Here is a 2,088-nt window from a genome sequence, read left to right on the forward strand (position 1 = left end):
GAGTGTCATTTGGTATGGACGACACGGTGGACGGTCTCGGTCTTGGGCGCGACATCGGCGGCAAGCCAGAGGGGACGGCACGGTCAACAGCTCAACGCAACGCCCGCCTTCCGAACCGTCCGAGTCACTCTCAGTGAACGTCGGAAGTGTCAGGCTCGTGCCTGTAGCCGGACTCGCCGAGGCCTTCATCCAGGTGCGCGCCAAGGCCTCCATGATTCGCGCAGTGCAACGAGATCGTCCTCGGTCGGATAGTGCCACTGAATGTAGCCCAGAGGAATGCCGGTTCTGGCGGCGAGTGCTCGATGGGTCAGGTCAGCGAAGTCGATTCGGCTCGCTTCCTCCGCGAGCAACTCCCTGCGAGCGACAGCCCGCGCGTAGATCGCTGCCTGCGTGTTCTTCTGCTGCTTGGCTCGCCGCCGGACCCCACAGGGCCGATCCGGCGTAGCGCTGGCACCAGGGGGCCGCGTGCCGAGAAGGGCTTCCAATCCGTTGGTCAGCGCCCAGGCGCGAGTGGCGTCGATGTCGAGGCGGCACTGGCGAACGAGTTCCTTCGCGCTCGCGAACTTCATCTGAGGCCGGATGCACACTCGCAGTTCGATTTCGATGTCATGTCCGTAGAGGTCACCTCTGAAGTCGAGGATGTGTGCTTCAAGGAGACGCGCGCCGTCGCTGTCGTAGCAGGTCGGACGGCGACCGACGCTGACTGCTGCGACGTGGCCAGCATCCGACCTCTTGGAGTCGACACGGACGATGCTGGCGTAAACGCCGTCGGGAATCCTCTCCTCGACCACGACAATGTTTGCAGTGGGGAATCCAAGCGTTCGACCACGCCTGTCGCCGTGCTCAACGACGCCTCGGACATAGAAGCCCCGGTCTCGTCTGGACGTAGTCGGCACATCCGTGGCTTGGTTTGCACTCACCCGGTTTGACTCCTTCCTCACGTCGCACGAGAGTCATTGCGCGGGATCTGCGAAAGCCTGGCTCGGCGGTCGGCATCCCAGGCGGTGACGCTCGTGCAGTAGGCGGGAAGAGATTGGCCTCTTGCCCAGGTCCGCGCCGAGCGAACGTTTCTGTCCGGCTCAGTCAGCCAAGGCGGACGAGCCGTTCAGTCGATGCCACCGGCGGTTGTGATACACAATCGGAGTGGGCTCCATGGCGTCGTCGTCCGCTTCGCTCTTGACCAGCTCCACAGCATGTGCGACGCAGAGCGTGGACCCCCCCGCCCGGACCCGGTCGACGACCGCCGCTCGAACGATCGTGGGCGCTCCTGGGAAGTAACGTTCACCGCTGCCCAAGACGTCCCACTGGGTCGAGTCTTCGAACCGCGTGACGCCGCTGGTGGCGCCCAGCTTGGCCAACCAGAGACTGTCGGTGTCAACCATGTGGATGATGACGGTGTCGGCGGCGTTGAAAACTCGCGCGGTGGAGCTCGCATCCGAAACCGAGAATCCGATGAGCGGCGGATCCGCGCTGATCGAGAACAACGAACTGACGGTCATGGCCGCGTGCTCGTCGCCGGCCACGGCTGTCAGTACGGCCACGCCTGCGGGATGGTTTCGGAAGGTCGACTTGAAGTCTTCGGTCGAGATGCTCAGCGTCACAGCGTCAGTTGTCACTGGAACTCCATTAATCGTGGCCTGCGCACCCCGGTCGCCGTGCTGCGTGGGGGTCCCACCATCTATGGTCCGGGTTGCCTTGTTGTAAGCGCGAGTTACATTCGATGTCTCTTGCGTCATGCGATCGATTGCGATCCTGCCACTATTCAGCGCTGCTTGATCAGTATCCAGGGTGACTCAAGTCGCACTGATCGTCAAGGGGTGAACCTCGAACCAGTCCGAGACAGGCCCGATCCCCCACCTCCTCGCGAACGTCATGGCGTGTCGGACCCCAAGCGAGCTGGCCCACCTGAACTGCATGACTCCTCGAGCGTGAGAACGCGTGTGGCATGCATGCTCACGCGCTGCCACCCCGTCGTCTCCCATACCGGCGTAGCGAGATGCTCGGTCTCGGCGACGGACGTGAAGCTCCATCGACAAGTTCGACAGTGACGCCTACGGCTTGCGCGGTGCCCAACGCTCCCAACGCTTG

General features: G+C 63.2%; 2 protein-coding genes. Both read right to left on the minus strand.

Annotated features, from left to right (window positions below):
- Window positions 1-185: 185 nt before the first annotated feature.
- A complete protein-coding gene (locus tag ACTWQH_RS32630) occupies window positions 186-941 on the minus strand; it encodes a riboflavin kinase (RefSeq protein ID WP_443290432.1) in 756 nt (251 codons plus the stop codon).
- A gap of 138 nt (window positions 942-1,079) precedes the next feature.
- A complete protein-coding gene (locus tag ACTWQH_RS32635) occupies window positions 1,080-1,601 on the minus strand; it encodes a flavin reductase family protein (RefSeq protein WP_443290433.1) in 522 nt (173 codons plus the stop codon).
- Window positions 1,602-2,088 lie beyond the last annotated feature (487 nt).

It is taken from the genome of Streptomyces sp. 6N223 (assembly GCF_052246635.1).
Classification (GTDB): domain Bacteria; phylum Actinomycetota; class Actinomycetes; order Streptomycetales; family Streptomycetaceae; genus Streptomyces.